The organism is Oceanidesulfovibrio marinus (assembly GCF_013085545.1).
Lineage (GTDB): Bacteria > Desulfobacterota > Desulfovibrionia > Desulfovibrionales > Desulfovibrionaceae > Oceanidesulfovibrio > Oceanidesulfovibrio marinus.
In genome coordinates this window covers 3,234,730-3,259,278 of record NZ_CP039543.1, presented here as the reverse complement: position 1 = coordinate 3,259,278, position 24,549 = coordinate 3,234,730, and the positions used below count along the sequence as shown (strand labels likewise).

General features: G+C 60.4%; 26 protein-coding genes. 9 read left to right on the top strand and 17 right to left on the bottom strand.

Features of this window, described 5'->3' with window-relative positions:
* The first annotated feature begins 3 nt into the window (after positions 1 to 3).
* The 8 genes from ilvD to E8L03_RS14425 all read left to right on the top strand — a co-directional run bounded on the left by ilvD (position 4) and on the right by E8L03_RS14425 (position 9,601).
* The gene (gene ilvD / locus E8L03_RS14460; RefSeq protein ID WP_144234174.1) at positions 4 to 1,683 is read left to right on the top strand and encodes a dihydroxy-acid dehydratase; all 1,680 of its coding nucleotides are present in this window, start codon (positions 4 to 6) and stop codon (positions 1,681 to 1,683) included.
* Positions 1,684 to 1,702: 19 nt separating this feature from the next.
* Entirely contained in the window at positions 1,703 to 2,467 is a 765-nt protein-coding gene (locus E8L03_RS14455; protein WP_171267713.1) for a class I SAM-dependent methyltransferase, read from the top strand.
* A 109-nt stretch (positions 2,468 to 2,576) separates the two neighbouring features.
* Positions 2,577 to 3,836, top strand: a complete 1,260-nt coding sequence (hisS, locus tag E8L03_RS14450) for a histidine--tRNA ligase (protein WP_171267712.1) — start codon at positions 2,577 to 2,579, stop codon at positions 3,834 to 3,836.
* Positions 3,837 to 3,848: 12 nt separating this feature from the next.
* Positions 3,849 to 5,690, top strand: coding sequence for an aspartate--tRNA ligase (aspS, locus tag E8L03_RS14445; RefSeq protein WP_144234177.1), 1,842 nt, complete (start codon positions 3,849 to 3,851; stop codon positions 5,688 to 5,690).
* 96 nt (positions 5,691 to 5,786) lie between these two features.
* Entirely contained in the window at positions 5,787 to 6,305 is a 519-nt protein-coding gene (gene def, locus E8L03_RS14440) for a peptide deformylase (RefSeq protein ID WP_171267711.1), read from the top strand.
* Between the two features lie 3 nt (positions 6,306 to 6,308).
* Positions 6,309 to 7,262 (top strand): methionyl-tRNA formyltransferase, encoded by a 954-nt coding sequence (fmt, locus tag E8L03_RS14435; protein ID WP_235896510.1) that lies wholly within the window; start codon positions 6,309 to 6,311, stop codon positions 7,260 to 7,262.
* A 105-nt stretch (positions 7,263 to 7,367) separates the two neighbouring features.
* Positions 7,368 to 8,228 carry a DUF116 domain-containing protein gene (locus E8L03_RS14430; RefSeq protein WP_144234179.1) on the top strand — a complete coding sequence of 287 codons (861 nt, stop codon included), beginning with the start codon at positions 7,368 to 7,370 and terminating at the stop codon, positions 8,226 to 8,228.
* 5 nt (positions 8,229 to 8,233) lie between these two features.
* Positions 8,234 to 9,601 (top strand): transcription antitermination factor NusB, encoded by a 1,368-nt coding sequence (locus E8L03_RS14425; protein ID WP_171267710.1) that lies wholly within the window; start codon positions 8,234 to 8,236, stop codon positions 9,599 to 9,601.
* 24 nt (positions 9,602 to 9,625) lie between these two features.
* On the opposite strand, the gene E8L03_RS14420 is transcribed toward E8L03_RS14425, so the two are convergent.
* The 9 genes from E8L03_RS14420 to E8L03_RS14380 form a co-directional block, all read right to left on the bottom strand.
* Entirely contained in the window at positions 9,626 to 10,036 is a 411-nt protein-coding gene (locus E8L03_RS14420) for a DnaJ family domain-containing protein (RefSeq protein ID WP_171267709.1), read from the bottom strand.
* A gap of 33 nt (positions 10,037 to 10,069) precedes the next feature.
* Positions 10,070 to 10,657, bottom strand: a complete 588-nt coding sequence (locus tag E8L03_RS14415; RefSeq protein ID WP_171267708.1) for an ABC-type transport auxiliary lipoprotein family protein — start codon at positions 10,655 to 10,657, stop codon at positions 10,070 to 10,072.
* 85 nt (positions 10,658 to 10,742) lie between these two features.
* Positions 10,743 to 11,663: an MlaD family protein gene (locus E8L03_RS14410; RefSeq protein ID WP_171267707.1), complete on the bottom strand. Its 921-nt coding sequence runs from the start codon at positions 11,661 to 11,663 to the stop codon at positions 10,743 to 10,745.
* Positions 11,664 to 11,696: 33 nt separating this feature from the next.
* A complete protein-coding gene (locus E8L03_RS14405; protein ID WP_171267706.1) occupies positions 11,697 to 12,491 on the bottom strand; it encodes an ABC transporter ATP-binding protein in 795 nt (264 codons plus the stop codon).
* Complete coding sequence (locus E8L03_RS14400) at positions 12,481 to 13,239, bottom strand: MlaE family ABC transporter permease (RefSeq protein WP_144234185.1); 759 nt, start codon at positions 13,237 to 13,239, stop codon at positions 12,481 to 12,483. Before E8L03_RS14400 ends, E8L03_RS14405 begins: the two co-directional genes overlap by 11 nt.
* Positions 13,236 to 13,550 (bottom strand): STAS domain-containing protein, encoded by a 315-nt coding sequence (locus E8L03_RS14395; RefSeq protein WP_144234186.1) that lies wholly within the window; start codon positions 13,548 to 13,550, stop codon positions 13,236 to 13,238. The genes E8L03_RS14400 and E8L03_RS14395 overlap by 4 nt, the downstream gene beginning before the upstream one ends.
* 37 nt (positions 13,551 to 13,587) lie before the next feature.
* On the bottom strand, positions 13,588 to 14,868 hold the full coding sequence (locus E8L03_RS14390; protein ID WP_171267705.1) for a PP2C family protein-serine/threonine phosphatase: 1,281 nt from the start codon (positions 14,866 to 14,868) through the stop codon (positions 13,588 to 13,590).
* Positions 14,865 to 15,917 carry a D-glycero-beta-D-manno-heptose-7-phosphate kinase gene (gene rfaE1 / locus E8L03_RS14385; protein ID WP_171267704.1) on the bottom strand — a complete coding sequence of 351 codons (1,053 nt, stop codon included), beginning with the start codon at positions 15,915 to 15,917 and terminating at the stop codon, positions 14,865 to 14,867. Before rfaE1 ends, E8L03_RS14390 begins: the two co-directional genes overlap by 4 nt.
* On the bottom strand, positions 15,917 to 16,828 hold the full coding sequence (locus E8L03_RS14380) for a ParB/RepB/Spo0J family partition protein (protein WP_144234189.1): 912 nt from the start codon (positions 16,826 to 16,828) through the stop codon (positions 15,917 to 15,919). The genes rfaE1 and E8L03_RS14380 overlap by 1 nt, the downstream gene beginning before the upstream one ends.
* Positions 16,829 to 16,899: 71 nt before the next feature.
* Here E8L03_RS14380 and E8L03_RS14375 point away from each other — a divergent pair, with 71 nt between their 5' ends.
* Positions 16,900 to 17,319 (top strand): hypothetical protein, encoded by a 420-nt coding sequence (locus E8L03_RS14375; protein WP_144234190.1) that lies wholly within the window; start codon positions 16,900 to 16,902, stop codon positions 17,317 to 17,319.
* A gap of 6 nt (positions 17,320 to 17,325) precedes the next feature.
* On the opposite strand, the gene E8L03_RS14370 is transcribed toward E8L03_RS14375, so the two are convergent.
* From E8L03_RS14370 to E8L03_RS14335, 8 genes are all read right to left on the bottom strand, one after another.
* Complete coding sequence (locus E8L03_RS14370) at positions 17,326 to 18,105, bottom strand: ParA family protein (RefSeq protein WP_144234191.1); 780 nt, start codon at positions 18,103 to 18,105, stop codon at positions 17,326 to 17,328.
* Positions 18,106 to 18,153: 48 nt separating this feature from the next.
* Complete coding sequence (locus E8L03_RS14365) at positions 18,154 to 18,444, bottom strand: GAK system XXXCH domain-containing protein (RefSeq protein WP_144234192.1); 291 nt, start codon at positions 18,442 to 18,444, stop codon at positions 18,154 to 18,156.
* Between the two features lie 87 nt (positions 18,445 to 18,531).
* Positions 18,532 to 19,542, bottom strand: a complete 1,011-nt coding sequence (locus tag E8L03_RS14360) for an NAD-dependent epimerase (RefSeq protein WP_171267703.1) — start codon at positions 19,540 to 19,542, stop codon at positions 18,532 to 18,534.
* A 140-nt stretch (positions 19,543 to 19,682) separates the two neighbouring features.
* Positions 19,683 to 20,426 (bottom strand): slipin family protein, encoded by a 744-nt coding sequence (locus tag E8L03_RS14355; RefSeq protein ID WP_144234194.1) that lies wholly within the window; start codon positions 20,424 to 20,426, stop codon positions 19,683 to 19,685.
* 9 nt (positions 20,427 to 20,435) lie between these two features.
* Positions 20,436 to 21,773 carry an NfeD family protein gene (locus tag E8L03_RS14350; RefSeq protein WP_244963535.1) on the bottom strand — a complete coding sequence of 446 codons (1,338 nt, stop codon included), beginning with the start codon at positions 21,771 to 21,773 and terminating at the stop codon, positions 20,436 to 20,438.
* 57 nt (positions 21,774 to 21,830) lie between these two features.
* Positions 21,831 to 22,193, bottom strand: a complete 363-nt coding sequence (locus tag E8L03_RS14345) for a hypothetical protein (protein ID WP_144234195.1) — start codon at positions 22,191 to 22,193, stop codon at positions 21,831 to 21,833.
* 428 nt (positions 22,194 to 22,621) lie between these two features.
* A complete protein-coding gene (gene coaBC, locus E8L03_RS14340) occupies positions 22,622 to 23,830 on the bottom strand; it encodes a bifunctional phosphopantothenoylcysteine decarboxylase/phosphopantothenate--cysteine ligase CoaBC (protein WP_171267702.1) in 1,209 nt (402 codons plus the stop codon).
* 13 nt (positions 23,831 to 23,843) lie between these two features.
* The gene (locus E8L03_RS14335) at positions 23,844 to 24,365 is read right to left on the bottom strand and encodes a hypothetical protein (protein WP_144234197.1); all 522 of its coding nucleotides are present in this window, start codon (positions 24,363 to 24,365) and stop codon (positions 23,844 to 23,846) included.
* Between the last annotated feature and the right edge of the window lie 184 nt (positions 24,366 to 24,549).

The following is a 24,549-nucleotide window of genomic DNA, read 5'->3' as shown; positions in this document are numbered from 1 at the left end:
TCCATGCGCAGCAAAACCATGACCGGCGGTATCGAAAAAGCGCCGCACCGTTCCCTGCTCTATGCCCTGGGCCTGACCCGGGAGGAGCTGAACCGTCCTCTCATCGGCGTGGCCAACTCGGCCAACGAAATCGTGCCCGGCCATGTACACCTGGACACCATCGCCAAAGCCGTGAAGGACGGTGTCCGCACGGCAGGCGGCATTCCCATTGAGTTTCCGGCCATCGCCGTGTGCGACGGTCTGGCCATGAACCACGAAGGCATGCGCATGAGCCTGCCCAGCCGCGAGGCCATTGCCGACTCCATCGAGATTATGGCCACGGCCCACCCCTTTGACGCGCTGGTGCTCATTCCCAACTGCGACAAGTGCGTGCCCGGCATGCTCATGGCCATGCTGCGCCTCGATATCCCGGCCATTCTCGTGTCCGGCGGCCCCATGATGGTGGGCTCCTACGAGGGCAAGAACGCCGACCTCATCACCGTGTTCGAGGCTGTGGGCCGGGTGAAGCGCGGCGAGATGGACGAGGAGCAGCTCGAAGAGCTGACCAGCTGCGCCTGCCCTGGCTGCGGCTCCTGCTCCGGCATGTTCACGGCCAACTCCATGAACTGCCTGTCCGAGACCATTGGCCTGGCCCTGCCCGGCAACGGCACCATTCCGGCCGTCACGGCCGAGCGCGTCCGCCTGGCCAAACACGCCGGCATGCAGGTCATGGAGCTTCTGGAGAAAAACATCACCCCGCGCACCATTGTGACGGAAAAGAGCGTGCGCAACGCCGTGGCTATGGATATGGCCCTGGGCGGTTCGTCCAACACGGTGCTGCATCTGCCATCCGTGTTTTACGAGGCCGGCCTGAACATTGGTCTGGACGTTTTTGACGAGCTTTCGCGCACCACGCCGAACCTCTGCCGCCTCTCTCCGGCCGGACCGCACCCCATGCAGGAGCTTCATGCGGCCGGCGGCGTGCCCGCCGTGATGGCCGAGCTGGCCAAGAAGGACATGCTGCACCTGGACGCGCTGACCGCCACCGGCCTCACCGTGGGCGAGAACCTTGAGGCGCTCAAGGCCGCGTCCCGCAACCCCGAGGTTATCCGGCCCATCGACAACCCCTATGCTAAGGAAGGCGGCATCGCCATACTCAAGGGCAACCTGGCTCCGGATGGCGCCGTGGTGAAGCAGTCCGCAGTGGCGGAATCCATGCTGCGCCACACTGGCCCGGCGCGTGTCTACGATTCCGAGGAGGAGGCCTCCGTGGCCATCCTTTCCGGCAAGATCAACCCTGGCGACATCGTGGTTATCCGCTACGAAGGCCCTAAGGGCGGCCCCGGCATGCGCGAGATGCTTTCGCCCACGTCCTCCATTGCCGGCATGGGCCTGGGCGGCCAGGTGGCGCTCATTACGGACGGCCGGTTCAGCGGCGGCACCCGCGGCGCAGCCGTGGGTCACGTCTCGCCGGAAGCAGCTGAGGGCGGCCTTATCGGTCTGGTGGAGGAGGGCGACGAGATCGCCATCGACATCCCGGCCCGCTCCATCGAGCTGAAGGTGGACGAGGCAACGTTGGAAGCCCGCCGCGCCAACTGGAAGCCCAAGCAGCGCGAGCTGAAATCGTCATTCCTCAAGCGTTACCGCGCCCATGTCCGTTCCGCAGCCTATGGCGCGCGTCTTGACGACGCCGCCACGGACTGACGGGTCAGAGAGGTATTGCATGCGATGGGAAGCAGCAGACGTCCGCCGGTATCTGGCCTGGTTTGAGACGCCGCGCGGCCGTTTTGCTGTTTCCCAGGAAATGCGGCTGCTCGACTACCTGGTATCAGGCTGGCCGCGGCGCAATCAGAAGCTCCTGGAAGTGGGCTGCGGACCGGGCGTGTTTCTCGAACGGTTCTGGCATCTCGGCTTCGACATCTCCGGCCTGGACATCTCGCCGGCCATGATCGACGCGGCCAGGACGCGTCTGGGCAAGCACACCGATCTCCACGTGGGCAATGCCGAGCATCTGCCCTTTGGAGACAACGACTTCGACTTCGTGCTGGTCATCACGCTGCTGGAGCTGGCCGACGATCCGGAAGCAGTGCTCCGCGAGGCGGTTCGCGTGGCTCGCAAGGGTATCCTCGTGGCCTATCTGAACCGCTATTCTTTGTATCATCTTGAGGTCTTGCGGAAAAAGCGGTTCGCTAAAAACAAGCCTGACGGCAAGTCTTCGCATACAACGCTTGGCGATGTGCGTTGGCTGGATTCGTGCACGGTGCGGAGTATGCTGTACAATGCAGCCGGCAGCAGAACCATGCAGCGCGGCTCCTGCCTTTTCGGGCCGCCGGCCACATGGCGCAGCGCCTTTCCCTGGACCAGGCTGAACGGCATCCTGCCCAACAGTCTGGGCAGCTTCGCCGCCGTGCGGCTTGATCTTCTCGACGATCCGCCGCTCACGCCCCTGTTGTCGTTCAGCGCGAAATCCGCCGGCCCCGCCGCCTGATGCAGCAACGTTGCGCCTGCTGCTTTGACAATCGCCAATCATTGGTTTACGCAAACTTTCTTTTCACTTTTTCCTGCGCGTTTCGCGCCTGCACTCATAATTTGGACCAATGAGCAAGATCACCCGAATCAAGGGCTTTGCCGACTATTTTCCGCCGGAGAGCGAAGCGTTCACCTTTATGGAGAACGCGGCGCGCGACGTCTTTTCCCGCTACGGATACCGCGAGCTGCGCACGCCGGTGCTGGAGAAGACCGAACTTTTCGCCCGTTCCATCGGCGAGGAGACCGACGTGGTCAAGAAGGAGATGTATACATTTCCTGACCGCAAGGACCGCTCCCTGACGCTCCGGCCGGAAGCCACGGCCGGCGTCATGCGCTCGTACATCGAATCCGGCCTGGCCACGCGCGAGCCGTACTCCAAGCTGTTCACCTTCGGCCCCATGTTCCGCTACGAGCGGCCGCAGAAGGGCCGCATGCGCCAGTTCCACCAGATCAACGCCGAGTGCCTGGGGCTGACCGAGCCGGCTGTGGACGCCGAGGTGGTGGCCATGCTTTGGCAGTTCCTCTCCAGCATCAGGATTCCCAATCTTTCCCTGGAGATAAACACCCTGGGCTGCCGCGAGTGCCGTCCCGCCTACAATGAGGCGCTCAAGGCGTATCTGGACTCCGTGCCCGAGGACGGCTGGTGCGAGGACTGCCTGCGCCGCAAATCCACCAACCCCCTGCGCGTGCTGGACTGCAAGGTTCCCGGCTGCAAGGCGCTGGTGGACGATGCCCCGGCCCTGGTGGACTCCGTGTGCGAAGAGTGCTCCGACCACTTCGGCCAGGTGCTGGCCCACCTCGATGCCATCGAGATTCCCTACACCGTGAACAAGCGGCTGGTGCGCGGCCTGGACTACTACAACCGCACCACCTTCGAGGTCACCTCCGGCGAGATCGGCTCCCAATCCGCTGTGGCCGGCGGCGGCCGTTACGACGGCCTCATCCGCGACCTGGGCGGTCCGGACCAGCCGGGCATCGGTTTTGCCTGCGGCATGGAGCGTCTGCTGCTGCTTCTTCCGGAAGAGGAGGCTCCCAGGCCGGACGCTTACCTCGCCATTCTCGACGAGGCCGGGATGGCGCGCGGATTCCTTATTCTTCAGGCTATGCGCGCCCGTGGCGTAATCGCCGAGATGAGCCCTACGCCCAAGAGCGTGAAGGCCATGATGCGACAGGCCAACCGGCTGCGCTCTCGTTTCTGCCTGCTCATGGGGCCGGACGAGATCGCCCGCGACGTGGTTCAGGTCAAGAACCTGGACTCCGGTGATCAGAACGATTTTTCAGTGACGAGCGAGTCCGACCTGGACGCCCTCGCCGACTTTCTTCGCTAGGAGCGATATTTCATGACCGACGAGCAATCTTTCGAGCAATCCGCCGATATTCAGCGCGAGCACGCCAAGTATATTGTCCCGCTGGGCGACTGGCAGCGCACCCACACCAACGAGGCCATGCGCAAGGCCAACGTGGGCGACGAGGTCTGCCTGGTGGGCTGGGTGCAGTTCCGCCGCGACCACGGCGGCCTCATTTTTGTGGACCTGCGCGACCGCCGCGGCCTGACCCAGATTGTGTTCAGCCCGGAGGAAAATTCCGACGCTCACGAAAGCGCGCACATTCTGCGCACCGAGTACGTGCTGGCCATCAAGGGCCGGGTTCGCGAACGGCCCGACGGCATGGTCAACCCGAACCTGCCCACCGGCGAGATCGAGGTTGTGGTTACGGACTGGAAGCTCCTGAACACGGCCAAGACCACGCCGTTCCTCATCGAGGACCGTGTGGACATCAACGAGAACCTGCGCCTCACGTACCGCTATCTGGACCTGCGCCGGCCCTCCATGGCCAAGAACTTCCAACTGCGGCACCGTGCTTCCCAGGCCACGCGCAACTTCCTGGACGAGCAGGGCTTCCTGGAGATCGAGACGCCCGTGCTGACCAAGTCCACGCCGGAAGGCGCACGCGACTTCCTGGTGCCCAGCCGCGTGAACCCCGGTGAGTTCTTCGCCCTGCCGCAGTCGCCGCAGCTGTTCAAGCAGCTCTGCATGGTCGCCGGTATGGACCGCTACTACCAGATCGTGCGCTGTTTCCGCGACGAGGACTTGCGCGCAGACCGCCAGCCCGAGTTCACGCAGATCGACATCGAGATGAGCTTTGTGGACGAGGAGCGCGTCATGGAGCTGGCCGAGGGTCTGGTGGAGCGCATGTTCGCCGAGACCCTGGACGTCACGCTGCAGCGTCCCTTCCCGCGCATGACCTACGACCGCGCCATGGAGCTCTATGGTGTCGACAAGCCGGACACCCGTTTCGAACTCTTCCTCACCGACGTGACCGACGTTGTCCGCGGCTCCGAGTTCCGCGTTTTCGGCCAGGCCGAGCTGGTCAAGGGCCTGCGCGTGCCCGGCGGCATGGAGCTGACCCGCAAGGAGATCGACGACTACACCGAGTTTGTGAAGATCTACGGCGCCCAGGGCCTGGCCTGGATCAAGGTCAAGGAGGACGGCTGGCAGTCTCCGTTCGCCAAGTTCCTGAGCGATGCTGAGAAGGAGGGCCTCAAGGAGCGCCTGGGCATGCAGCCCGGCGACATCGTCTTCTTCCAGGCCGGCGCTTCGGAGATGGTCAACGCCGCTCTCGGCGCGTTGCGTCTCAAGCTGGGCGAGCGCTTCGAGCTTATCGACCACTCCGTTTTCTCTCTCACCTGGGTCACGGACTTCCCGCTTTTCGAGTACGACGAAGAGGACAAGCGCTTTGTGGCGCGGCACCACCCCTTTACCTCGGCGCAGGAAGCTTCCAAGGACAAGATCCTTTCCGATCCCGAGAACGCCAAGGCCCGCGCCTACGACCTGGTCATCAACGGCTACGAGGTCGGCGGCGGCTCCATCCGCAACCACACGCCCCAGGCGCAGATGGAGATGCTCAACGCCCTGGGCATGGACCCGGAGGAAGCGCGCCTGCGCTTCGGCTTCCTGCTGGACGCCCTGGAGTACGGTGCGCCGCCCCACGGCGGCATCGCCTTTGGTCTGGACCGCCTCGTGATGCTGTTGGCCAAGGCCAGCTCCATCCGCGACGTCATTGCCTTCCCCAAGACGCAGAAGGCCACCTGCCTGATGACCGAGGCGCCCAGCCGTGTTTCGGCCAAGCAGCTTCGCGAGCTTCATATCCGTCTGCGCGAGCAGGCCAAGGAAGAAAAGTAGCTATTTGAAGACAAGAGGCACATCGGCCCTTCACGTTCCTATTCACCGTGTTTATTTTAGGTGAATCCGATCAACACGAGACCGATGGAAGAGATCATGACTTTGGAAATTTGCACATATCCTCACCCGGTGCTTTCGCAGACTGCGCAGACCATCGAGGAAATCACACCCGAGCTCGTGCAGCTGGCCAGGGACATGGCCGACTGCATGTACATGAATGACGGCGTTGGCCTTGCCGCGCCCCAGGTGGGCGAGTCCATCCGTATGATTGTGGTGGACATAACCGGCCCGGAGAAGCGCGAGGAGCTCATCACCCTCATCAATCCCACCATTGTTTCCTGCGAGGGTGAGGTTGAGAGCGAGGAGGGGTGTCTGTCCCTGCCGCTGTTCCGAGGCATGATCGACCGTTCCGAAAAGGTGCACGTCCGCGGGCTGGACCTGGACGGCAACGAGATCGCTATCGACGCCGAGGGTCTGCTGGCGATATGCCTGCAACACGAGATCGACCACCTGGAGGGCACCTTGCTGCTCAACAGGGTGGGACGGCTCAAGAAATCGCTGTACGACAAGAAGGTCAAGAAGCGCGAAAAGCGCCGGCAGGTTGAGGGAGAATAACTGGTGCGTATTGTATTCATGGGTACGCCGGATTTTGCGGCCACGATTCTTGAAGCATTGCTTACGTTCGAAGGCGGCGAAGTCGTTGGCGTGTACACTCAGCCGGACCGGCCGGCCGGACGGGGCAAGAAGGTTCGCTTTTCCGCGGTGAAGAATCTCGCCATGGCCCGGCGTCTGCCCGTGTATCAGCCCGTTAACTTCAAGAAGCCCATCGCCATAACCGAGCTCTCCACGCTCCGGCCCGATGTCTGCGTTGTTGCCGCCTACGGCCTCATTTTGCCGCAGGCCGTGCTGGACGTGCCGCGCTACGGCTGCCTCAACGCCCACGCCTCCCTTCTGCCCAAGTACCGCGGCGCCGCGCCCATCCAGCGCGCAATCATCGACGGCGAGCCTGTCACGGGCATGACCATCATGCAGATGAACGCCGGCATGGACACGGGCGACATCCTGTTGCAGCGCGCCTTGGGCATCGGCATTGACGACACGGCCGCGACCATCCACGACGAGCTGGCGAAGATGGGCGGGCAGCTCATGCTGGAGACCCTGTCCAAGCTCGAATCCGGCGGCTTGACCGCAATCCCGCAGGAAGAATCCAAGGCCACCTACGCAGCCAAGCTGACCAAGGCGGATGGCGAGATCGATTGGCGCCAGCCCGCTCTGGACGTGCACAACCGCATCCGGGGCGTCCACCCCTGGCCCGGCGCATTCTTCATGTGGGGCGGCCTTGATCCAGAAAATCCCCTGCGACTGACCGTGCAGCCGGGCAAGGTGGGGCCGCTCAACGAAGATCATGTCGAGCCCGGCACCATCGTCGGCATGGTGGACGGCCACCTGGCCGTGGCCTGCGCGGACCGGCTCTACCTCACGCCGAACCTCTGCCCGGAAGGCCGCTGTCTCATGGACGCCCGGGCCTTCTGCAATGGCTATCTCAACCGCTGCCCGGCACCCAATCCATAGCTATGACCAGGCTCCGGTGACCCTACACATCGGAGCTGATTTGAGTTAGTAAGGAGGGAATTCAACCAGTTTTTTCCCTCTTTTGTGCAGTGGTTCGAACTCCTCATGAACCAGAACCTACACGAAATCCAACCGGAAAGAGTTACGCGCAAGCGGCTCTTCATCGGTCTCATCTCCGCCACGAGTCTCGTGGTCATTATCGTCTGCATTCTGCTGTGGATTGTTCCGTACGTTGGTTTCCGCTCGCTCCATCCGGCAGCCCCCACCATCTTCGGCGTCATCTTCTGCGCCGCCATTCTGTTCACGCTGTGGGCGTGGTTGTCCTTGCTGGCGAACATCTTTCTTGGCCGGCCCGTGCTCTTTTCGCAGCGCATGCGCGGCCTGACCATCAAATTTTTCCTGCCCCTCATGACTCTGCTCGGCCGGCTCGTGGGTATCTCCAAGGAGGATGTGCGCAACTCCTTTATCAAGGTGAACAACGAGCTGGTGCGGGCCGAGAATGTGCGCTATCCGGCCGACAGAATTCTGCTTCTCATGCCGCATTGCCTGCAGTCCAGCCGCTGCGACATGCGCCTGACGTACGACATCGACAACTGCAAACGCTGCGGCAAGTGCCCTATCAAAAGCTTGCTGGAGATCCGCGACGAGTTCGGCGTCCATCTGGCCATCGCTACCGGCGGCACCATTGCCCGGCGCATTGTGGTGCAGGCCCGGCCCAAGCTGATCATTGCCGTGGCCTGCGAGCGCGATCTGTCCAGCGGCATTCAGGACACCTATCCCATCCCGGTGTACGGCATCCTCAACGAGCGTCCAAACGGGCCGTGCCTGGACACGACGGTGCAGCGCAGCGCCGTAGAGGCCGCCTTGTGCCTCTTCCTGCAATCGCCGCCAATCTCATGCTGTGTGCAGAGCGCAGTCGCTGATACTGCAGCTCCTTCCTCGCACCACGCCGCTATCCAGAATTGATAAGTATGGGATCGAACCCCAGACGTTCCAGCAAGCCGCGTGCGCGGGCTGTGCCTCCGGCGCGGCGCCTGGCGCTTGAAGTGCTGCGCAGCAGCTTGCAGCATCATCTGCCGCTGCAGGAGGCATTGGACAGCGCCATTGCCAGGCACGGGGCATCACTTGATCCACGCGATGTGGGCCTGGCCACGGAGTCCGTGTACGGCGTGTTCCGCTATCTGGGCCGGCTCAACTTCCTGCTGCACCACCGGCTGGCCAGACCCGGCTCCATACCGCAGGGCGTAATGCGCATCCTGCTTCTTGCAACCTACGAGCTGCTCTTTCTGGAGCGCGTGCCGGCCTACGCCACGGTGAACTGGGCTGTGGATGCGGTGAAGGCCGAGTCCCCCAAGCTGGCCAAAGTGGCCAACGGGGTGCTGCGCGGGTTGGATCGCATGCGAGACGAGATTGCGGAGCGAGATTTCTATCTGGATGCGGCGACGGATCGCGACGCCGGCATGGCTGCCTGGTACGGCGTGCCGCAATGGCTCTTCACCCATGTGCGCAAGGCCGTTCCTGAGCTTGCCCACACGGTGTTCCAGGAGCGGCTCAGCCAGCCACCCCTTGGCCTGCGCGCTAATCCAAGATCAGTCAGTGCAGGGCAGGGCGGTGCCTCGCTCGACCAGCTTATCTCCATGGACGGCGTTGTCGCGCATTGCGCCAGTGGCGTGGCCTTTGCGGCCGGTTCCGGACCGGAAGCGTCGGAGCTGGGCGAGTGGATCAGGGAGGGTCGCGTTTCACGTCAGAGCCTGGCCTCACAGGAGGCGTTGCTCGCGCTCAAGCCGGAGACATGGACCGGACCCATTCTGGACTGCTGCGCTGGGCGCGGCGGTAAGACTTTGCTCTACATGGAGCGATGGGACGAAGAAATCTGGGCGAGCGATTTCAATGCGAGACGGCTCTCCGGCATCCCAGTCGAGTGCGCTCGGCTCAATCTGAAAGTGCCGCCCATTTTTCGAGCCGACGCCAGACATGTGCCTCTTGTCTCACGGAATGAGACCGGCAGACATCCGCAGACCATTCTCATCGACGCTCCATGCAGCGGATTGGGGGTGATGAGCCGCCGTCCGGACCTAGCGTGGCGTCTCAAGCCGCATGACCTTGCCAACCTGCGGAAAATGCAGGCAGAAATCCTCGACGCCACAGCAGCCCTTCTCAGCCGTGGGAGCAAGCTTTTGTACCTGACGTGTACGATTGACCCTTTGGAGAACGAGAGGACCATTTCCGGCTTTCTGGAGCGAAATGGACGTTTCGAGCAGCTAGGGGAATTCCGGACCGCAAACTCCGATGTGCTGAAGGAACGATTCTACGCCGCGTCGCTACGCGCGGTCCGATAATTATTTGGTAACTGTACGATCTTCTCAGCGGTCCTTGTCGGGTCGCTTGCCGTACAGTCGAACCCGCTCCACGATCTTCTCGTAGTAGGCGTCTTCCACATCCACTCGGACGGGCGTGGCGCGCGACGCATTGACGCGCGTGACCATAGCGTTGAGCTTGCGCATCTGGCGGTACCGCTCCTGCTCGTCTTCGCAGTTCTCCAGCGCCTCCACCAGATTATTGAGCTCTTTGCGCTCCTCCACCTCTTTGGGGACATGGCCTGAGTTCTTCAGAATCTTGTAGGCCATGCGCAGCTCTTCCGGCACCCAGGAGGTGTCCTCCATCTCCAAGGGCTTGCCCATGCCGGGCAGCTTTTCGAACTGGCCTTCATCGATGGCGCGCTGAATCTTGTCTTCGGCGACCTTTTCCAGGATCCACCAAACTGACTCTGACATTGCTGCTTCCTTCCGGGAACGTCTCGTACGGCGTTATGGCGTGACCAGTCCGCGGTTGGCGTCCAGCCATTCACTGATGGCCAAGGTTGCCTTGGACACAGCCTTGCTCGCAGCACTGGCCGTGGCCTGGGGAGTGATGGCGTCGACAGGCTCGCTGGCCGTGAACGTATTGATGGCGAGCATGCGCGTGTGGCGTGGCCCCCACAGCTCCACGGACAGTCGGATTCGGAACTCGGGCAGGCTGGTATTCACCAGCTGGAACTCACGGACACGGCCGCGCAGTACGGCGGCGTGCTCAAGCTCGCCGAAGTAGGGCCAGGAGACGCGATACGGCCCGGCGCATTCAAGACGGTCGCTCACGGCCTGGGTCATGATCTCCGCCGGGTTGCCCTCCCAGTACCAGACAGTCGAAGGCTGGATGACGTTGTCCTGGGCAATGAACACAGCGGTGCGATCCATGCCGGGCAGGGTGGTGAAGTCGTCGAGCATCAGCACCGGGTCTTCCAGAGTGTGACCGCCGTCCGCGCATTCCGGTGGAGCAAGCTGCAGCAGGTAGCGCTGGTTCGGCGTGCCGCAGGAAGAGAGCATGAGGGCCAGCGTGGCAAGAAGGAGTACGCCCATGACGGGACGGCGAGCGCACGGAAGCTGGCGAGTGGTCATCTGGCGGGCAGAACGATTGTGCTGTGTCATAGTCTTGGGCACCGGCTCAGGGTTTGGGCTTCGGTGGGTAGATCACTTCATAGGGGCGCTCGCGCAGGGATCGGGACAGCATGCGGATGTCGCGAGCCATGGCGTAGACCTCGTCCAGCAGACGTTCCAGTTTCGGTTGATCCACATTGAGGCTTTGCTGCAGTTGCCCGCTCAGTGTGTTGATCGAGTCGCTGACGGATTCGATCTGGGCGCGGAGATCACGGGAGAGCAGGGCGAAATTTTTGTCGACGTTGTCCAGAACCACGCCGCCCTTGTCCAGGGTGTTGGAGGCGACCTTCAGGGTGCTCTTGGCCTCCGGGCCGACGCCTTGGAACTCGGTGCGCAGCATGGTGATGAGCTCGTTCCCCTGGTTCATCAGCCGATCCGCCTTGAACAGCACCTCGCGCACGTTCTCCGTGTTCTGCTCGGAGACCAATCGCTCCAGACCGTCCGCCACGCGGTTGAATTTGGGACGTATTTCTTCGATGAACTCGCCGATGGTCGCGCCGAGCTCATTGAGCGTGGGCGTGGCCTTTGTGGGCAAGGTTGCACCAGGTTCGAGCTTTCCTCCGGCATCGCCGTTCAGGGTCAGCAGCAGGTAGTTGTCACCCACAAGGCCTTTCTGCGTGATGGAGGCCTTTGTCCCTTGGTACAGCGTAAAATCCTTCTGGATACCGAAGCCCACCACGATGATTTCCGGATGCTCGGAGTCCACGCGTATCTCCGTGACCTTGCCTACGCTCAGGCCCTCATACTTTACGGTGCGGCCCGTATCGAGATCGCGGATATTGTCGAACCGGGCGTAGTAGGTATCAAGATTTTCCCAGAACCAGTAGCCGCCGAGGGCGACGACGAAGCTGCCCAGGATGATAAGCCCGAGGACAATGGTGAAGAGCGCCTTGAGGAAGTCGTATGTGGACTGCTTTTTCGATTGCATGCGCAGGACCCCGACCAGCTGTGCAGAAGAGTATCACAGGAAATCAGGCGAATGCCGCTCGCCCGGTTCCCGCCCCAGGAACTGTTTGATGAACTCGTGTTTGGATTTTTTCAGCGCGTCGAGCCCTCCCTGAAAAAGCACGTTGCCATTGTGCAGCATTACCACGAAATCGGCGATGGCGAACAGGCTGTCCAGGTCATGGGTTACAACGACAATAGTCATATTGAATGTATCGTGCAAATCGAGGATCAGCTGGTCCAGCTCTGCGGCCGTAATGGGATCAAGCCCGGAGGTCGGCTCATCGCACAGGAGGATGTTCGGATCGAGCACAAGGGCCCGGGCCAGGCCGGCGCGTTTGCGCATGCCTCCGGAAAGCTGGCTGGGGTAGTAGTCCATGAACTTGTCCAGCCCAACCAGATTGAGCTTGATCCGGACCAGGGTCTCTATGGTTTCCTCATCCAGCTCCGTATGCTCGCGGAGCGGCAGGGCCACGTTCTCGCCCAGGGTGAGCGAGCCGAGCAGGGCGCCGTTCTGAAAAAGCACGCCCATCTCGCCGCGGAGATCGTGCCCCTGTTTCTCGTCCAGATCGAAGATGTTTCTGTCGTTGATCATGATCCGGCCGCGCATGGGGTGCTCCAGCCCCAGGATATGGCGGAGCAGGGTGGACTTGCCACCGCCGGAGCCGCCGAGGATGACCGAGATCTTGCTGGCAGGCAGAACAACATCCACGTGCTCGAGCACGATGTTATCGCCGTAGCCGAGCTTGAGATTGTCCAGAACAATGTCCGGCGCCCGGTTGAGATATGTGGTGGTTTCTTCAGAAGGCATAGCTCAGGGTCGTGAAGTAGAGGTCGAGAAGGATGATGATGAAGATGGATTGGACCACGGACTTGGTGGTCCGTCGGCCCACATCGGCAGCGCCTTCTTTTGCCAGGAATCCCTGCCAGCAGCAGATAATGGTAATGGCCAGACCGAAGCCCAGGCTTTTGACCAGACCAGCGGTGAGATCGCTGAACCGCAGGAAGCTCGCTGTCTGCGCAAAATAGGTTTTGTAGCTGATGCTGAGGAAGGTGCCGGAGTAGAGCATGCCGGAGTTGATGCCCACGAAGTCGGCCCAGACGGTGAGCACAGGCAGCATGATGATCATGGCCAGAAGCTTCGGCACCACGAGAAAGAGAACAGGGTCGATACCGATGACGTTGAGCGCGTCGATCTCTTCCGATATCTGCATGGTGGCGATTTCGGCCGTGAAGGCGGCTCCGGATCTGCCAGTAATGACCACGGCGGTGAGGAGGGGGCCCAGCTCGCTGATGATGATGACGCCGACAAGGTTGGCCACATAGCTGGTCGCACCAAACCGTTCCAGCTGATTGGCGGCGTGCAGGGCGAGGATGACGCCGACGCAGAAGGCGATGATGGTGACGATGGCGATGGAGCCCGCACCCACCTGCGCCATATTTCGCCACACCTGCCACAGGTAGAACCGTTTCTTCTGGGTCAGCAGTCGCGGCGTGCTCTTGAGCAGGCAGTTGATGAGCCAGGAAAGTGTGTGCAGCTCCTCTCGTATGCGGGTCATACGCCGAACAGCCTCGCTACCTGGGTCAGGTCGAAAACTTTTTTCACATCCGGAGTAATCTCTGAGATGATCATCTTCCTGCCTTTTTCGTGGAGCTTCCTGTTGATCTCGATAAGCAGGGCAAGACCGGAGCTGTCGAGGTAGGTAAGCCGGCTCAGGTTGAAGGCAACATCATCGCTGGTGGCTTCCAGGCGGGGAAAGAGCTCTTTTCTGAGCTTAGACGCGATCGTGTAGTCGATCTCGCCAATGATCCAGATGACACCGCTCTTGTCCACTTCCAGGTTCCAGATCTCTTTGCCCTCTGCCGACATTTCCGAGTTCTCCTCTAAAAATGTTTCACGGGAAACATTACCGTCGCCAAATCTCCAGCACCGTCACGTCGTCATTCTGCGTTCCATCGCATGCCCACTCCTCGATGTGGGTCATGACAGCGTGCCCGCGAGGACAGCTCCCCATGCAGCGCAGCGATTCATGAAGCCGATTCGATCCAAAGAACGAACCGTCCGTCTGCCTGGCTTCTGTTACGCCATCCGTGACAAAGACCAGCGATGATTCAGCACCAAGGGTAACGGCCACCTTGGTAAAGCTCGTGTCCTCCTCGATGCCGATGGGGAGACCTCTCAGCCCTTCGATCTCGCGCAGGCCTGTACCATCAACATATATGGGCGGGAGGTGCCCGCCGGAAGACATTATGACGTTTCCGCTATCGGGCCAGAATCTGGCCAGGGCGATGGTTGCGAACAGCTCGCCGTGGAATACGTCTATCATGCGCATATTGAGTTGCGAGAGAATATCCTGGGGTGCATCCACACGTGAGCAGATAGTCCTGAGATGCGTCCACAAGGATGTGGCGACAAGGGCCGCGGGAAGCCCCTTGCCCGAGACATCGACCACGGCGAGAATGAAGCTGCCGTCCTCCATGGGCACGCAGTCGTAGAAATCTCCGCCTACATGGATGGCCGGTCTGGTCTTGGCCCAGATGCCGGTATTTGCACCCAGGTCCGGCAGGCGCGGCAGGAAGTTTTCCTGGATACTGGCGGCCACATCGAGCTGTGCGCGCAGGCGTTCCTCGCGCAGCATGGCCTCCAGCATCTGCGCACGGAGCAGAGCCACAGCGGCCAGGTCGGCAAAGCTCTGCAGCACGTCCAGGTCATCCTGATCAAAGTTATCCCGGTTCTTGGCGTTCACCACCTGCACCACGCCTAGGAGATCGTCTTTGTTGGTAATAGGCACGCAGATCAGGGAGCGGGTGGTAAAGCCGGATGTTGTATCCGACTGCTTGAAAAAGCGATCGTCGCGGTAGGCGTTGTCGATGATTAGCGGCTTGCGCGTTTCGGCCACAACGCCGGCGATTCCCTGGCCCAGCTTGAACTCCATACCACTCTGCATGAGCTCGCGCGCCGTGTCCTGGGAGTCGTTGAGGGCCAGGGTAAACTCCAGCACGCCTTTTTCCGGCTTGTAGAGCAGGATGGAGGCGCCTTCGGCGCAGGTGACGTCCTGTGCCAGGCGGAGCAGGGTGGGCAGCAACTCCTCAAGAGACTCGATATGCGCAAGGGCAGTGTTCGCCTCAATCAGGCCCTTGAGCCTGTCGGCGCGTGTATAGTCGTGAGGAGTCGAAGCCCGGGTCATGACGAAGCGCCTTCCTTCTCGCTCAGCCAGGTAACAATCTCCGGTGCATGGCCGTAGCGGATGGCGTTGATCAGCGCTTCCTGCGTGGTGGTTGCCGTGCCGACCTCGCCGATGACGTTGCCGGCGGCGTAGTTGGCCAGCAAGGCTGCGGTGAGCAGATCGTGCCCGGCCGCGAGGCTGACGCCCAGCGTCGCGATCACGGTATCGCCTGCGCCTGTCACATCGAACACACGCTTTGCCACGGTTGGGAAGTGGAAGACCTCCGAGGGCGTGTCAAACAGCGCCATGCCGTTGGGGCCCAGGGTGATAAGCACGTGCTCGCAGGCAAGCTGGCGGAAGATGGATGCGCCGGTGCGGAGAACATCCACACGGCTTTCGAACTGCAGCCTGTGGGCTGCCTCCAGAGCTTCCTTGGAGTTGGGAGTAACGCAGTAGGCGCCTTTGTAAAGGTTGAAGTTCTTGAGCTTGGGATCGACAAGGACCTTGGGAGGGCGATCCTGCGCCAGCACCAGCGCGCGGAAGGCGTCCATGAACTCCATGGTCACGAGGCCCTTGCCGTAATCCGAAAGAACGATGACCTCGAACTCGTCGATGATCTCGGCGATGGCGTTGAGCACGCCCCTGGTCTGCTCGAGGGTCAGCGGTTTGGATATCTCCTTGTCCACACGGGCCACCTGCTGGTTCTGAGCAATGATACGCGTCTTGATGGTGGTAGGGCGGTCGTCCACGCTGACAAGGCTGCCTTCAAGCTCCTCCATGGCCACAAGCTGGCGCAGGTTCTCGGCGTTGTCATCAGAACCGGTCACCCCGATAAGGTAGGGATCGCCGCCGAGACGCGCGATATTAAGCGCCACGTTGCCGGCGCCGCCCAGGAGCAGATGTTCGGATTTGACAGTAACAACAGGGACCGGAGCCTCGGGAGAGATGCGCTCCACGTTGCCCACCAGGTAGTGATCGAGCATGAGATCGCCGACCACGAGAACCTGACTCCCGTTGAGGCTGCCCAGAGACGCGATAAGAGCATCACGATCGACGTTTTTGCGAGACATCAGGATACTCCAAGTTTTTTCAGGAAGATATCGAGCTGGTCACGGCTGGAGTAACGAATGGAGATACGGCCGGTGTCCTCCGAACCGGATATGGAGACTTTGAACTGGTATTCCTCTGAGATACGGCTGGCGTAGGAGTGCAGCTCTCGCGGTGTTTCTGCTGCTTTCATGGGCTTTTTCTTCTTGCGGGCAGGGGCATGGCCGCCGCCGTCCAGACTGGGCAGCTCGCCGTTCTCCTTCCAATAGGAGACGGCTTCTTCCACCTGGCGAACAGAGACGCCGTACTCGAGAATCCAGGCCAGCAACGCCTCCTGGCTGTCGCTATCCGTGACGCCAAGCAGTGAGCGGGCATGGCCGCCGCTGACCTGGCCTTCCATCACAAGGTTGATGATGTGGTCCGGCAGCTGAAGGAGCCGGAGCGTGTTCGCCACGGCAGGGCGGCTTTTTCCAACCTTGCGCGCAAGGTCTTCTTGCGACAGATTGAGCCTGTCCTGGAGCTGCTTGAGTCCGAGCGCCTCTTCGATGATGTTCAGATCCTCCCGCTGGAGGTTCTCCACAATGGCTATGGTCAGGCTCTGCTCGTCATCAAGCTCGCGGACAAGGCAGGGAATGTCCTGAAGGCCGGCCATCTTGGCTGCACGCAGACGGCGTTCGCCGGCCACGAGCTCGAAGTGTCCGGGGCTGGAGTCCGGTGCGGTTCGCACCAGTATAGGCTGCAGAACGCCCTGGTTACGGATGGATTCTGCAAGCTCTGCAAGCGCTTCCTCGGAGAACTCCTTGCGCGGCTGGAACGGGTTCGGAACAATGGAAGCGACAGGAATAGTTTTAACCTCGACATCAGTGGGTTGCTCGTTGAAACCTTTGAGCAGGGCATCCAGTCCTTTGCCGAGGCCACGTGAAGTATGAGCCATACGGTGCTCCTTGACAGACGAAGTCGAAAGACTACTTGTCAGACATCAGTGAACATAAACCGGAGACTTTCATGAACACAAAGACGACTCCGTTGACCAAGTTATATGATGAAAAAAAACAATTCCTCGGTGTGCTTCTGAGCCCGGAGTTTTGGGAAGAAGCGAAGTCCGTGATACAGCCGCTCCTGGACAAGCAGGACGAGGCGCAGGAATCGGAAGCTCCCGAACCCATTGGCGACTGGAAAATGTTGCTGGATTACTGGGACTTCCAGTATCCGCCGGATACGCGTGTAGAGTGCGAAGCGTGCGGCAATACAACCGAGGATTGGACCAAGCCGGAAGGGAAAACGTTCCGGCTCAAGGCGGCGAATCTTGGCGGGCTGGTGAACTTCCAATGCATGAACTGCCGTGCGCGTGTGATCAAACGTCACTTCAAGGATCATTATCGATTCGAGTGCCATCCGTACGCGCCTGCCAAAGTTAAGCCGTAACCGTCCTCACGCTGCAATCGCGGGCGCCTTGCGCGTTACCACTTCCTTGGCCAGGGAGAGGTACGCCTCGGCGCCTTTTGATTTGATATCGTACGAAAGGATGGTCATTCCGTAGCTGGGGGCTTCGGAAAGCCGGACGTTCCTGGGAATGATCGTCTCGAACATCTTGTCCGGGAAGCATTTCCGCACTTCCTTTTTCACCTGCCGCGAGAGCTTGTTACGCACATCGTACATGGTGAGCAGCACGCCGAGGATGGTGAGTCTCGGGTTCAGTCGTGCGCGGACCTGTTCGTAGGTGTTAAGCAGCTTGGCGATGCCTTCCAGGGCGTAGTACTCGCACTGGAGCGGTATGAGCAGCTCCCGCGCGGCGCACAAGGCATTCAATGTCAGCAGGCCCAGGGAAGGGGGGCAGTCGAGGATGATGAAATCGTACTCATCCTCGATGCTCCGGAGAACGTCCTGCAGAAAGTACTCGCGGCCTATTTTGTCGATGAGTTCGATCTCCGCACCGACGAGGTCCTGCGAGGCGGGAATGAGCCAAACAAACGGCGAGGATGTTTCCATAACAGCTTCAGACGCCTTGTCCGGCTCAAAGAATACCGAGTAGAGTGAGAGCGGCGCGTTATCGCCATCGACACCGAGTCCGCTGCTGGCATTGGCCTGCGGATCGCAGTCGATTACGAGAACTTTTTTTTCCATCACGGCAAGCGAAGCGGCAAGATTGACAGAGGACGTGGTCTTGCCCACTCCGCCTTTTTGGTTTGCTACAACAATTTTACGCGCCACAGAGGCCTCCCTCGTTGTCATGTTTCACATGAAACATGGGTGTGCAGATCAGTACCTGTGCGACTGATGGCAGTAGGTCTGCGCATCGTTCAGGGATTCGACGATCTGTATGGCGTTGCCCAGCTCGCCCTTGTTGACTGCGTGGTGAAGTTGGTTCGCCATGTAGTTGAAGTCTTCAAAATCGTCCGCCCAGTCTTCCCTCGTAAATGTCGACATCCGCTTCACAAGGCGGATAAACTCGTTCACGTCGTCCAAAGAGGGCATCTCGCCGGACTTGGCGCTTTCTTCAATGCTCTGAAAGCATTGATCCATCAAAACTTTAACTTGCTTGAAATTCATACGAGCGGATCTCCGGAATGAAATCGTAGGGCTGTTCGTACATTCACTAGCTAGTTGATGGTTGATAGACGTGTCAACTGCCGGGGCTTATTTGCCGTAGTATTCTCGAAACCACGAAACAAAATTCGAGACCCCGAGGGTCAAGTCCGTATGCGGCCGGAAGCCGACATGGTTGAACAAATCATCAATGTCCGCATACGTCTCGGGAACATCGCCTGGCTGCAGCGGCAGATAGTTCTTTTGCGCCTGCATGCCAAGACATTCTTCGATGGTTGCGATGAAATCTTCCAGGCTGACGCTGTTGTTGTTGCCGATGTTGAAAATCTTGAACGGCGCAGGGCTGGAAGCAGGATCGGGGCTCCGGCCGTTCCAATCCGGGTTGGGCGTTGCCGGCTTTTTGGTGACCCGGGCCACACCCTCCACAATGTCATCGATATACGTAAAGTCGCGGCGCATCTTGCCGTGGTTGAAAACGTCGATGGGATCGCCACGTAATATCTTGTCCACAAAGAGAAAAATAGCCATATCCGGCCGGCCCCACGGTCCGTACACCGTAAAGAAACGAAGCCCGGTGGAAGGAATGCCGTACAGGTAGCTGTACGTGTGCGCCATCAGCTCGTTGGATTTCTTGGACGCCGCGTACAGGCTGATGGGGTGGTCCACATTGTGGCGCACGCTGTACGGCATGAGCGTGTTCAGCCCATAGACCGAGCTGGACGAGGCGAATACGAGATGTTTCAGCTCCTTGGAGTTGCGGCAGCCTTCCAGAATGTAGAAAAAGCCATCCAGGTTGGAGCGAACATAGTCCTCCGGATGGGTGATGCTGTGGCGTACGCCGGCCTGGGCAGCGAGGTTTATGACATGGGTAAACGAAAACTCCTGGAACAGGGCGAGCACATCACCACCGTTGGCCATGTCGATTTTGCGAAAGATAAAGGAATCGTAGAGAGCGAGGCGTTCGAGACGGGCCTGCTTCAAGGCGACATCGTAGTAATCGTTGAGGTTATCTATGCCGACCACTTCGGCGCCTTCACGCAGAAAGTATTCGCAGACGTGGTAGCCGATGAAACCGGCGGCGCCGGTGACGAGAATGCGCATGGCCTATCCTTTGGGAAAAAGCGTGTGGGATAAATATACGTACAGCAGACACCAGAGTTTTTAGAAAAAAAAAGTAAAGAAAGAAAGTAACGGGCGGTCGCAAATGTCGCAAACCGCCCGTTCCAAAGAAAGAAAAAGATCTATTCCGGTTTTTTTACCAGGCTGAGCAGGTCGAGTGGTAGCGGAATAATGGTGGTGCTGCCCTCGGAGCTCATCTCGACCAGGGTTTGCAGGTATCGCAACTGCAACGCCTGGGGATGGGCGGAGATAATCTCGGCCGCCTCGGAAAGCCGCTTGGACGCCTGGAACTCGCCTTCGGCGTTGATGACCTTGGCGCGGCGGTCGCGTTCCGCCTCGGCCTGCCGGGCCATGGCGCGCTGCATTTCCTGCGGCAGGTCGATGTGTTTGACCTCAACGCTGATGACCTTGATGCCCCACGGATCGGTTTGTTCGTCCAGAATGGTCTGGATCTCATTGTTGATCTTGTCGCGATGGGCAAGGATCGTATCAAGCTCCACACCGCCGCAGACTGAACGCAGGGTGGTCTGGGCAAGCTGCGACGTGGCGTAGAGGAAGTCCTCGACCTCTATAATGGCTTTCACCGGATCGATCACCCGGAAGTAGACGACCGCATTCACCTTGATGGAGACGTTATCGTAGGTGATGACGTCCTGATTGGGCACGTCGAGCACAAGCACGCGCAGGCTGGTCTTCACCATACGGTCGATGATGGGAATCAGGATGATGAGCCCGGGACCTTTCGCGCCGATAACGCGTCCCAACCGGAAGACGACGCCGCGTTCATACTCTCGAAGGATCTTGAGCGCAGCGACAAGGAACAGCACGACGATGGCAATGATGATGCCGACACCTGAAAAAGGCATGACGGACTCCTATGGCTTCGGTTCGACAGTGAGCGTGAGGCCATCCACGCGTATAATCTGAACAATATCACCAGTTGAGACGAATATGGGCTCCTTGGAGACGGCGTTCCATATCTCGCCGCGCAGGAAGACCTTGCCTTGTGCTCCGTTCCAGGACCGCACAGTGGCGGCGGTGCCGATAAGCACCTTGTCCCCCTGGCGTGGTTTTCTGAGCTGTGCCTTGCCCACCAGGTACAGCACCACGCTTACAAAGCCAGCCAGCAGCAGTACGGTGGTCAGGATGGAGGAAAGGGGCAAAACAAAGCCCGTGCCCTCCTTGAAGAGGATTGTGGAGCCGATAAACAGGCTGAGGAGGGCGGCGATGCTCAGCAGTCCGTAACTCGTTATGAAGACTTCGAGCACAAGCAGGATGAGCGAGAAAAGGATGAGCAGAATGCCGGCAGCGTTGGTTGGCAGGATGGACAACGCATAGAGCGCCAACAGCAGGAAAAGGCCGCCCACCACGCCGGGGAAGACAGCGCCTGGGTGCGAGACCTCGAAGAACAGGCCGGCGATGCCGCCGAGAAAAAGGAAGTAGGCAATTTGCGGATGCAAGAGCCAGGCAAGGAATGAGTAGCGGAAGCCGGGTTCGTATGGAATGAGGTCGATAGACTCGGCGGTAAAGCGGAGATCGCCTTGATTAGTGCTGATTCCGCGCGCTCCAGCCTGTTGCAGGAAGTCCAGAGGGCTGTCGGCCAGAATCTCCACGACGTGGTCCATCACCGCTTCCGTGGCCGTGATGGAGTCCGCCTCCTCGACAGCCTTGGCGTACCACTCGTAATTGCGGTCCTTGCGCCGGGCCAGGCTGCGCAGCAGGCTGAGTATGTCGTTCTGGACCTTGCGCGCCATGGTGCCGTTGATGTCGCCGCCGCTCATGGAAACAGGTGAGGCGGCGCCGATAGTGGACTGCGGGCTCATGCCGGCGAGATCGGATGCGGCCACGATAAAGACGCCGGCGCTGGCGGCATGGGCTCCGGCCGGTCCTACCCAGACCAGGAAAGGCACCGGCGAGCCGAGCATGCACTTGATCATCGTCCGGGTGGAGCTTACCAGACCGCCAGGCGTGTCCAGACGCACCAGAATCAGCTCGTAGTTGTCGTCTCTGGCGGTTTCGATGGCCTGATCAAAGAGATCGGCCTGGATGGGGCTGATGCCGCCGTCGAGCTCGACGTAGAGGACGCGAGTCTGCGATATGGTTTGGTTAGCAGCGGTGGAGGCGTTTGCCCAAGCGAGCAGCAACACGCACATGCCGAGTAGCGAAGCGCACCAGAAGCATTTTTTGAAGGCGGCGTGACTGCAGTTGGCCATGCTGGAGCCCCGAGCTATGTTCGATGGTGGAAGGGGCTTCAGTATAGCAAATACGGCTCAGGATTCAATGCGTAAGGCGTAACGAACGCGCTGGATCAGAGCGTTGAGGGCGTCGCGGTCCTCCACAAGGCTCTCGCGCAGCGGTGGCAAAAAGTGGAACGTGTAGCCGTGGTACTCTCGAGGTGAAGGGGCATAGACCTCGCCGGGGAACAGTCGTCCGAAAAGCTCCGGTCCGAAGCAGAGCACAGTGGAGACGCCTGCCTGTGCAAGGCCGCGGAGGAACTGCGTCTCGTCGTACACGAGTTGATCGCCCTGCAGGGCGGCAGCCGGCCAGAAGGCCACGGCGCCGGAAGGCATGTTCACCTTGAGCCGCAGCTTCTGCAGAATGGTCCGGCGGTGTCCGGACGACTTGCCGGCCATGTCCAGGCCGAGCTCCCAATAGGTCCAAATGCACTGGGGCGAGGCAGGAAGCTTCTCGGCATAGCAGTCCCAGGGGTGGGGCCACGCCTGGCCGGAGGCCGATGCAGAGCCGGAGGCAGGGGGCGTATTGGGATGAGGGGCAGGCTGCGGTTGTGATTGTGTAGATGCCTGCGGTGATGCCGAACAAGAATCTTGAGTTGAAGAAGCTCGGTTGGTTGTATACTGCGGTTGATCTGCAACCGTATCGTTCACCGCAATATTCTGCGAGCTGTGCGACTGGGCATCCAGGCCGCTGCTCGAAGCCGGAGAAGGTGCGGATTCAGCCCCTCGGCCGGGCTCTGGCTGAAGCTCTGACGCAGGCGCGCACTCGGGTCGGAGCAGGTACTCCAGGCCGGCGTCGTGCCAGGTGCGGTAGCGCTCGGCAAGGGTCAGAGAAGAGAAAGCCAATCGAGCAGCCTCCAGGCAACCTCTGTTTTCGGAAGCGTGGGCCAGCTTTCCTCGCGGCCGTTGGCATCGATGACGGTGACCTCATTGGTGGGCGCGGCAAAGCCTGCCCCGGGCGTCAGAACATGGTTGGCCACGATAATGTCCATGCCCTTGCGCTCGCGCTTCTCACGCGCAAGCTGGGCCAGGTCACCGGTTTCGGCCGCAAAGCCGATAATGCGCTGCCGTACGTGCCGGGTGTTGGACAACGCGGCTATAATGTCCGGATTGGCGGAGAACTCCACCTGCAATGGCTCACCGGTCTTCTTGAACTTCGTCTCGCCGTATGGTTTGGGGGCGAAGTCAGCCACGGCGGCCGTACAGACGGCCACGTCGGCGCTGGGCCAAATGTCCGTTGCGGCCTCGTGCATCTCGACGGCAGAGGTCACGGAGATGCGGTGGATGCCCGGCGGCAGCCACAGGGATACAGGGCCGCAGATGGCCGTGACATCCGCGCCGCGCAGCCAGGCGGCCACGGCAATGGACGCGCCCATGGTGCCGGAGGACGGGTTGGACCAGAAGCGGACAGGGTCGAAGTACTCCCGCGTGGGCCCCAGCGTGACAAGGACGCGCGTGCCGGAAAGGTCCTGCGGGCTCAATGCCTTGAGGCCGTGCAGGAAGATGAGCTCGTGCCGGGCAAGCCGGCCCGTGCCCATGTCGCCGCAGGCGACCTCCCCACTGTCGGGCGCCAGGCAGATCATGAAGCGCTCCTGGAGCTTCTGCCAATTCTCCTGCACCGCCGGGTTCAGCCACATGTTGGGGTTCATGGCCGGTGCGACGATGATGGGACCGGGATGAGCCAGGACCTGGCAGCTCACCACATCATCAGCCAGGCCGTAAGCCAGCTTGGCCAGGATGTTTGCGGTTGCCGGCGCTATGGCGTAGCAATGGGCTCCCTGCCCGGGGGCGAGGTGCGCGTAGACGTTGTCGCCCGCGGGGAAGAGCTTCGTATCGACGGGGTCGGCGCCCAGGGCCTGCATGGACAGGGGCGTGACGAACTCCTGCGCGCTCTCGGTCAGGCTCGCGCCCACCTGGATTCCGGCGCGCTTCCAGTCACGCAGCAGATCAAGCGCTTTGAAGGCGGCTATGCTTCCGGTCACGCCCAGGTGGATGCGGCGGTCACGGAAACCGGTGAAAGTGAGATGGCTGTCCACGATAGTCGCGCCGTTACGGGGTCAGGGGCTGCTCGGAAAAGGACGAGGACGACGGGGAGCCCATGGGGTCGGAGTAGCCGTTGGCGCGGGGCGTAACCCAGATTTCCATCTGCGTGGAGAACTGACCGTCGGTCATGGTGACTATGCAGTAGCGGCCCGGCTTCTCGAAGACCAGGATGGTCCGGGAGCTCTTGATGGCGCTGCGCATGGTCCAGTTTTCGCGGGCCATGTTGTTGATGTAGTAGTTGCGCAGCGACTGGATCTCGACCTTGCCCTTGAAAACCATGACGCCGCTGCGTTCGGTGGGCGTTTCCAGGATAAAGGATTCGTCGCCCTGGAGCGACATCTCCTGCGGGACCGGAATGTCGTCGAAATCGTAGTAGTTATCCATGGTCTGCGGCTGGGGAGCCACCTCGGAAGGTTCGCTAGTAGTAGAGGACGAGCCGGATTTCTGGAAATACGAGCAAGCCGGCAGGGAGAGAAGCAGACCGGCGAGCAACGCGACGAGCAATGGTCCGAAATGGCGATGGTTCATGAAGACCTCCATGGAATCTGCGGGCATGAAAACGACGCATGCGCACGAGAAAAGCGTTTGATTTTTGGACTATATAGTATGGACAACGCTGGTTGGCAACACTCTGACACAGGGCAGATGCTTAAGCGGAGTCTGAAAACGGCTTCAATGAATCAATGTTAATTTGGCGATTATATATGATTTG

What these genes read in the sequence shown, in the direction of transcription:
- E8L03_RS14360 (WP_171267703.1), bottom strand. Translation starts at nt 19,542, where the DNA reads ATGCGCATTCTCGTCACCGGCGCCGCCGGTTTCATCGGCTACCACGTC.
- def (WP_171267711.1), top strand. Translation starts at nt 5,787, where the DNA reads ATGACTTTGGAAATTTGCACATATCCTCACCCGGTGCTTTCGCAGACT.
- E8L03_RS14410 (WP_171267707.1), bottom strand. Translation starts at nt 11,663, where the DNA reads ATGCAATCGAAAAAGCAGTCCACATACGACTTCCTCAAGGCGCTCTTC.
- E8L03_RS14345 (WP_144234195.1), bottom strand. Translation starts at nt 22,193, where the DNA reads ATGGCCGGCAAGTCGTCCGGACACCGCCGGACCATTCTGCAGAAGCTG.
- E8L03_RS14415 (WP_171267708.1), bottom strand. Translation starts at nt 10,657, where the DNA reads ATGGGCGTACTCCTTCTTGCCACGCTGGCCCTCATGCTCTCTTCCTGC.
- E8L03_RS14395 (WP_144234186.1), bottom strand. Translation starts at nt 13,550, where the DNA reads ATGTCGGCAGAGGGCAAAGAGATCTGGAACCTGGAAGTGGACAAGAGC.
- E8L03_RS14405 (WP_171267706.1), bottom strand. Translation starts at nt 12,491, where the DNA reads ATGCCTTCTGAAGAAACCACCACATATCTCAACCGGGCGCCGGACATT.
- E8L03_RS14350 (WP_244963535.1), bottom strand. Translation starts at nt 21,773, where the DNA reads ATGGCCAACTGCAGTCACGCCGCCTTCAAAAAATGCTTCTGGTGCGCT.
- ilvD (WP_144234174.1), top strand. Translation starts at nt 4, where the DNA reads ATGCGCAGCAAAACCATGACCGGCGGTATCGAAAAAGCGCCGCACCGT.
- E8L03_RS14420 (WP_171267709.1), bottom strand. Translation starts at nt 10,036, where the DNA reads ATGTCAGAGTCAGTTTGGTGGATCCTGGAAAAGGTCGCCGAAGACAAG.
- E8L03_RS14390 (WP_171267705.1), bottom strand. Translation starts at nt 14,868, where the DNA reads ATGACCCGGGCTTCGACTCCTCACGACTATACACGCGCCGACAGGCTC.
- aspS (WP_144234177.1), top strand. Translation starts at nt 3,849, where the DNA reads ATGACCGACGAGCAATCTTTCGAGCAATCCGCCGATATTCAGCGCGAG.
- hisS (WP_171267712.1), top strand. Translation starts at nt 2,577, where the DNA reads ATGAGCAAGATCACCCGAATCAAGGGCTTTGCCGACTATTTTCCGCCG.
- rfaE1 (WP_171267704.1), bottom strand. Translation starts at nt 15,917, where the DNA reads ATGTCTCGCAAAAACGTCGATCGTGATGCTCTTATCGCGTCTCTGGGC.
- E8L03_RS14365 (WP_144234192.1), bottom strand. Translation starts at nt 18,444, where the DNA reads ATGAATTTCAAGCAAGTTAAAGTTTTGATGGATCAATGCTTTCAGAGC.
- E8L03_RS14380 (WP_144234189.1), bottom strand. Translation starts at nt 16,828, where the DNA reads ATGGCTCATACTTCACGTGGCCTCGGCAAAGGACTGGATGCCCTGCTC.
- E8L03_RS14335 (WP_144234197.1), bottom strand. Translation starts at nt 24,365, where the DNA reads ATGAACCATCGCCATTTCGGACCATTGCTCGTCGCGTTGCTCGCCGGT.
- E8L03_RS14400 (WP_144234185.1), bottom strand. Translation starts at nt 13,239, where the DNA reads ATGACCCGCATACGAGAGGAGCTGCACACACTTTCCTGGCTCATCAAC.
- E8L03_RS14430 (WP_144234179.1), top strand. Translation starts at nt 7,368, where the DNA reads ATGAACCAGAACCTACACGAAATCCAACCGGAAAGAGTTACGCGCAAG.
- E8L03_RS14355 (WP_144234194.1), bottom strand. Translation starts at nt 20,426, where the DNA reads ATGCCTTTTTCAGGTGTCGGCATCATCATTGCCATCGTCGTGCTGTTC.
- E8L03_RS14455 (WP_171267713.1), top strand. Translation starts at nt 1,703, where the DNA reads ATGCGATGGGAAGCAGCAGACGTCCGCCGGTATCTGGCCTGGTTTGAG.
- E8L03_RS14375 (WP_144234190.1), top strand. Translation starts at nt 16,900, where the DNA reads ATGAACACAAAGACGACTCCGTTGACCAAGTTATATGATGAAAAAAAA.
- E8L03_RS14425 (WP_171267710.1), top strand. Translation starts at nt 8,234, where the DNA reads ATGGGATCGAACCCCAGACGTTCCAGCAAGCCGCGTGCGCGGGCTGTG.